Source organism: Halalkaliarchaeum sp. AArc-GB (genome assembly GCF_031432225.1).
Lineage (GTDB): Archaea > Halobacteriota > Halobacteria > Halobacteriales > Haloferacaceae > Halalkaliarchaeum.
On record NZ_JAVKGM010000031.1, the window covers coordinates 1 to 5,778 of the forward strand.

General features: G+C 53.9%; 5 protein-coding genes. 4 read left to right on the forward strand and 1 reads right to left on the reverse strand.

Annotated features, from left to right (window positions below; translation table 11 throughout):
* Window positions 1–362 precede the first annotated feature (362 nt).
* From RH858_RS16655 to RH858_RS16670, 4 genes are all read left to right on the forward strand, one after another.
* Window positions 363–1,385, forward strand: a complete 1,023-nt coding sequence (locus tag RH858_RS16655; RefSeq protein WP_310562501.1) for a YihY/virulence factor BrkB family protein — start codon at window positions 363–365, stop codon at window positions 1,383–1,385.
* Window positions 1,386–1,640: 255 nt separating this feature from the next.
* Window positions 1,641–1,877: an amphi-Trp domain-containing protein gene (locus RH858_RS16660; RefSeq protein ID WP_310562502.1), complete on the forward strand. Its 237-nt coding sequence runs from the start codon at window positions 1,641–1,643 to the stop codon at window positions 1,875–1,877.
* Window positions 1,878–1,952: 75 nt separating this feature from the next.
* The gene (locus tag RH858_RS16665) at window positions 1,953–3,197 is read left to right on the forward strand and encodes an anion permease (RefSeq protein WP_310562503.1); all 1,245 of its coding nucleotides are present in this window, start codon (window positions 1,953–1,955) and stop codon (window positions 3,195–3,197) included.
* A gap of 99 nt (window positions 3,198–3,296) precedes the next feature.
* Window positions 3,297–5,369: an SWIM zinc finger family protein gene (locus RH858_RS16670; protein ID WP_310562504.1), complete on the forward strand. Its 2,073-nt coding sequence runs from the start codon at window positions 3,297–3,299 to the stop codon at window positions 5,367–5,369.
* Window positions 5,370–5,510: 141 nt separating this feature from the next.
* Here RH858_RS16670 and RH858_RS16675 read toward each other — a convergent pair.
* A partial coding sequence (locus RH858_RS16675) for a hypothetical protein (protein WP_310562505.1) occupies window positions 5,511–5,778 on the reverse strand: 268 nt, incomplete at its 5' end.

Below are 5,778 nucleotides of genomic sequence, written 5' to 3' on the forward strand. Positions count from 1 at the left end.
GAAAGAACTAATCGACTCAGTCGATCACGGCGAAGAAGACATGGCCAGAGAGGGCGGTCTGGAAGTTTGCGCCGAGTGTATGGATGAACTAACGGGAGAATGAAAACAACGCTGTTTGTCTTATTGATACTTTTATCACGAGATGGATTACAAGATTCACGCCCTGTCTCTCGGGGACAGCAAACCGATATACTGATCGCCTGTCAGAGAGAGCGTGATGAATACAGAATTTCCAGCAGGAAAACGGAGATATTTCGCTTTTCGAGGGAACCCATTGCGCTGGCCGAGTTGTATACTCCCCATCGATTGCAGTGTTCAACCGTGAGGTGTGACCTATGAATATTCAGTCTGCTGTCTCACGAGTGAAACCAGTTATCCGCGTCTTCAGTCAAAAGAACGTGACGTTTCTCGCCGGCAGTATCGCCTACAGCGCGTTCGTCTCAATCGTTCCACTGGTCATGTTCTTTCTCATCGGGGTCTCTGTGTTGGGCGCGCCCGAACTACAGCAGCAGATAATCGAGGTGGCGACCGAAAATATCTCTCCGTCGGTCGGTGGCGTCATCGAGGTGATGATCGAAGAGCAACGTGGCGCCGGTCTCGGCTCAACAATCAGTTCCGCTCTCCTCGGGGTACTCATCCTTGTCTGGGGGGCGATCAAGGTATTCCGTACGCTCGATACGGCGTTCTCGGAGATCTATGAAACAACCGCCGGGACGTCGTTCCTCGGCCAGATCAAAAAGAGTCTGGTGGTGCTTTTCACCCTCGCGTTAGGCGCCATCGCAATGGTCGGCACGACTACCGCCGTCGCGTTCTTTTCGTCAGTCCCGTTCATTGGGGTCGTAGTCCCCCTGCTACTGGTCGTCGGCCTCTGTGGCGTATTCTTTCCGATGTACTACCTGTTTCCGGACATCGACCTGGCACCACGCGAAGTGCTTCCAGGGACGGTCGTCGGGGCCGTCGGTTGGGTGATCCTGCAAGTGCTGTTCCAAGTGTACGTCTCCCTAAGCGGCGGCGGCGGGAGTCTCATTGCAAGCATCCTCCTGTTGGTCACCTGGCTGTACTTCACCGGTGTCATCCTGTTGCTCGGTGCTGTTGTCAACGCAGTCGGCCTTGCCCCTGCCGACGTTACCGCCGCCGAGCGGGAGGAGTCTTCGGTATTGAATACCGAGATGACCCGTGGCGAGACAGCAACGTATCTCTGGGGGCTTCACGAAGACCTCACTGGCCGATTCGAGGGAATGGAGCCAACAAGTAACGAAGCCGCCGTCGAACGCAACCCTCCGATTGGCACCATCTCCGTCACTGAATGGGCCCGAGAAACCGAGACGGGAACGACTCATGAGGTCCGGTTGGAGTGGGACGCAGACAGCAATAGCGAGGACTGAGAGACAGCGGAGAGTCACCCTATTGAAACAGAGAACAGTGGAAGCATATGCTCGGTTGTATGTTCGGTTCCGGTCTCTCTGATTCATTCACCTCGGTAGATGACAACTGGTTCCTGACCGATTCGCGCCCTTCATTCAGCACGGCTGCTGGAACACGTTGCTGATGGTGCATTTCAGCAAAATAGCAGGAGCAATTCGTATACTGCGGCGTCATAAGCCACGGATAACAATTACGCGAGTTTCCTTTTGATGTGTATGTCGGACCAAACGACGAACGCTGAGAAGATCGACAGAGACGCCGTTGCCGATCGACTGAACGATCTTGCGGGCGAACTCCGCTCTGGTGAGAACATGACCGTCCGTGTCGGCAACAAGGACGTGGCACTCACACCGCCGGAAACAGTGGATTACCGAATCGACGTCATTGAAAAACAGTCACGGTTCCGCGGGGACCGGGAGACTGTCAGGATCGAGATTGACTGGAAACCCTAATGAGCCGTTGGTTCGATACTCTCAACTCCGGGAATTACAACTGCGGTACCGCGTGATGTTACCACGCACGGAGAGATGATGTCACTGCTGATTATCGTCGGTGTTGTTGTCGCCGTGTTTGTCGGCTTCAATATCGGTGGGTCCTCAACGGGCGTGGCGTTCGGTCCGGCGGTCGGTTCACGTCTCGTCCGGAAGCCGACCGCGGCGGCCCTGTTCGTCGTGTTCGCCCTTCTCGGTGCGTGGACCGTTGGTCGAAACGTCATTGACACAATGAGCAGCAGTATCGTGCCAGCAAGCCAGTTCACACCCGTTGCGAGCGTAATCGTCCTGTTTTTTACCGGGCTGGCACTACTTATTTCGAACCTCTACGGCGTTCCAGCGTCGACCTCGATGACTGCTGTTGGAGCCATCGTCGGACTGGGGCTCGCGTCAGGGACGCTCAATCAGGCGCTTATGTTCATTATAATCTCGGCGTGGATCGTCTCCCCGCTGGTTTGCTTTGGTATCGGGATCGGCGTTGGGCGCTACGTGTATCCGTATCTCGACCGGTACGTGGCGTTTACGAAGTTCACTCTCCAGTTCATTCAGCTTGACCGCTCGGGAACAGTTCCACGTCCATATATAAATCCAAACGCATCTCCGCAAGACATCGTCGGATCGCTCTTGGTGATCGTCATTGCCTGTTATATGGCGTTCTCGGCAGGGGCGTCGAACGCCGCGAACGCTGTGGCGCCTCTCGTCGGCGAAGGCGGATCACTCACCGTCGATCAGGGGGTTTTGCTTGCGGTGTTTGCCTTCGGTTTGGGAAGTTTCACCATCGCTCGTCGGACGCTGGAGACCGTTGGAAATGAAATCACAGAGCTACCGATTCTCGCTTCGCTGATTGTCTCCATAGTCGGTGCGACAATCATCACGATCCTGTCTTATTTTGGGATCCCCGCAAGTCTCGCTGTCAGTACGACATCTACGATCATTGGGCTTGGGTGGGGTCGAGCGAGTCGGGCAGTACCACTTCCAAAGTTAGTAACGCCAACACCAGGGAGTTCGGATTTCGAGATGGCGACAGGTGCGTTAGTTACCTCACGCGCCGAGGACTTACCCGTCGGTCCGACTATTGGAGATATTGCCAGACAGGAAGACCCGCCAGAGAAGTCGGAGGAGATACCAGACGTACCGGATATCGGTGCAGAGGGGCCAGCTGATCTCGATGAGGAAAGCCTGTTTAATCCAGCGGCGGCGAAACGTATCGTTACGATGTGGGTTTTGACCCCATCGCTGGCGATTCTCGCTTCCTATCCGGTGTTCGTGTTCCTATTGTAACCGCGTAGCGTATAACGCCCCTCAATATGGATTGTAAGGGACAAGAATACTGCTGTACACGCGCGCTGTATCTTGCACGCTATTTTTGACAAAAGCTGGATGGATCTACCGGCGAAGGCTTCTATGTCACGCCCTTCCATAGGAAAAGATAGCCCAGGAATGGAGTACCCGACCCGATCGGAAATTCGTTCGCTCTGCACAGAACAGTCCTTCGAACGGGGGGTCAAGTACTACGAGCAGGAGAGGGTTCAAGAACTGGACGTTGATGGTGGAGACATTACTGCAATCGTTCGTGGATCCCGCGATTACGACATCTCAATCGATATCGACGACGACACGATTCGGACCGTCTGTAGTTGCCCCTACGACTATGCTGGAGATTGCAAGCACATCGTCGCTGTACTCTTGGCCGTCGAAGATCGCTCAGCCGAGTCAACTGCTGAGACAGCCGATTCATCAGATAACTCCGAGACGGTCGATGTTGAAGCCCTGATCGATCGGACGCCTGACGACGAGCTTCGGACGTTTCTCCTCGACATCGTCGCGGACGACCGTGATATCCGTGATCGGTTCATTGCATTTGCTGGTGAAGAGCCAGGCAAGACCGTCTACGATTACAAACAAGAAATCGCCCGTCTGTTCGAGGATGCAGCCGGTCGTGGTGGAATGATCGAATACGATACTCGTATCGACTTCTCCCAGTATCACGACCTGGCGGAAATACACCGAGGCCGTGAAAACATTGGCACAGCGACCGATATCTACCGTGCGCTGGCGGAGGCAGTCCGCGAAAATATGAATCGAATCGACGACAGTAGTGGGCACTACGGTCGCGAATTGAGCCGTGCCGTCAAGGGATACGCTGAGACGATCGTCGAACAAGTCTGTGAACATGACGAAATGCAACCCCACATCGAATATCTCTTCGAGGAATTCATCGATGCGGATTACGGATTTGCCAGCGAGGACTACGACGAGGCATTACGAACGATCTGCACAACGAGGGCGGATCTCAAATATTGGCTAGAACTGTTGGACGAACACGTTTCGGGTGTCGACCTCGAGCCAGAGGCCCTCGAAGCATCGGTCGGCTCTTCGACGGAGACGACTCAGGACGACATTCAAGAAGACATCTCATCAAGCGAACCGACAGCCGGTTCGAACGCGCACTCGGAAAACGAAACAGACCCAACTGGCGAAAACGGGCGGACTGACGATGTCCTCTATACTTCGGATTTCGTGACCGGACCGCTCTCTACGGACGACTTTACTGGCGGAACGATTGATGTCGAGCATTTAGCGGTCGGACCACTAGAGATCGGATACTTCGTCGGCGATGCGTTTGACGAGCTTCGAGTGGACGCTCCAACAACCGTCGAACGACATACTGCAGAGATCGAATCGCCCGAATCTAGTGCTTCCAAGTCAGATCTTGCTTCGAAGTTCCAGAAGCGGCGTGTCCTCTCGACGTACGTGTACGTGCTGGAGGAACTTGGCGAGGAAGATGTTCTGGATATGCTGTACGAAGAGATCTACCTCGAAGACAAGCGGTTCTGTAAGGCCTACGCCGAGCGGCTGATCGAACAAGACGACGAAGAGCGTGCACTCGAGGTCGTCGAACACGGAATTGACACATTCCGTTCGACGACTGACCTGCGCTGGCTCGCTGTCGATCTCTACCGAGATCGGGAGGCAGACAAATACAAGACGCTGTTGAAGCAACTATTTCTCGATCACTCCGAGTGGGACGCCTACGACGAGCTAAAGGAGGCCTGTACCGGTCGCGAATGGGCGTCGATATACGGAGAGTTCGAGCGTACACTCGACCAGCGTGACCGACAACGGCTGATCTCTATGTACGTCCACGAGATGGATCTCGAGAAGGCATTCTTCGAACTGAAGGAAGCCGAGAATCTATCGTGGATTCGTCGCTATCAGGACCCGGTCGCAACGGTCGATCCGATCGAGTATTTCGAGATGTACCGCGAACAGCTGATTCCGTTTGCAGCCGGTGATACTGGGCGTCGTCATTACCGGGAAATTGCAGATCACTTGGAGTCGATGCAGGAATTGGTTTCTGACGCCCAGTTCGAAGAGTTCGTTGAGTTCCTGAAGGAGGAACATTCGAATCGGCCAGCATTCCTCGACGAACTCGAGAAGGCAGGGTTTTGACTCATGAGGAGTAGTAAGAGAACCAATAGATTCGATTGTGTACTGTCCGAGAACTGTTGCAACAGTCGTACAAGATTAGAGCGCCTATTCAGATTGGGAGTACGTTAGAAGGAAAACCAAATCAGTGAGAGGGATCTCGAACTAGTTAGGCTGTTCAAAGTCTTCCAATCCAATTTTTCCCGTCAACACATTTTCCCCGTCTATCGTAATAGAATACTCGCCTACCTCTTCCTCCAGTAAATCAAGATCGACGAGGTCTACACAACAGTTATGAACGGTCTCTTCGTCGGCTTCCACATCACTTCGAACGTGGTCAATCTCTCCTGCGTTCACGTTTCTAGTTATTACCTCAGCTTTGAACGTTGAAGTAGGATCGTGACGTAGGCGGTAGCGAACACGGATGATGCCG

What these genes read in the sequence shown, in the direction of transcription:
- RH858_RS16665 (WP_310562503.1), top strand. Translation starts at nt 1,953, where the DNA reads ATGATGTCACTGCTGATTATCGTCGGTGTTGTTGTCGCCGTGTTTGTC.
- RH858_RS16660 (WP_310562502.1), top strand. Translation starts at nt 1,641, where the DNA reads ATGTCGGACCAAACGACGAACGCTGAGAAGATCGACAGAGACGCCGTT.
- RH858_RS16670 (WP_310562504.1), top strand. Translation starts at nt 3,297, where the DNA reads ATGGATCTACCGGCGAAGGCTTCTATGTCACGCCCTTCCATAGGAAAA.